Consider the following 438-nt stretch of genomic DNA (forward strand, 5'->3'; position numbering starts at 1 on the left):
GGCCGACTCGACCAGTGAGCTATTACGCTTTCTTTAAATGATGGCTGCTTCTAAGCCAACATCCTGGCTGTCTGAGCCTTCCCACTTCGTTTCCCACTTAACCATGACTTTGGGACCTTAGCTGGCGGTCTGGGTTGTTCCCTCTTCACGACGGACGTTAGCACCCGCCGTGTGTCTCCCGTGATAACATTCTTCGGTATTCGCAGTTTGCATCGAGTTGGTAAGTCGGGATGACCCCCTAGTCGAAACAGTGCTCTACCCCCGAAGATGAGTTCACGAGGCGCTACCTAAATAGCTTTCGGGGAGAACCAGCTATCTCCCGGTTTGATTGGCCTTTCACCCCCATCCACAAGTCATCCGCTAATTTTTCAACATTAGTCGGTTCGGTCCTCCAGTTAGTGTTACCCAACCTTCAACCTGCCCATGGATAGATCACCG

General features: G+C 51.8%; 1 rRNA gene. It reads right to left on the reverse strand.

Annotated elements, in window-relative coordinates:
* Positions 1 to 438 (reverse strand): 23S ribosomal RNA (locus BHE89_RS20865); the annotation flags it as partial.

Source organism: Shigella sp. FC1967 (genome assembly GCF_001743005.1).
Classification (GTDB): Bacteria; Pseudomonadota; Gammaproteobacteria; order Enterobacterales; family Enterobacteriaceae; genus Proteus.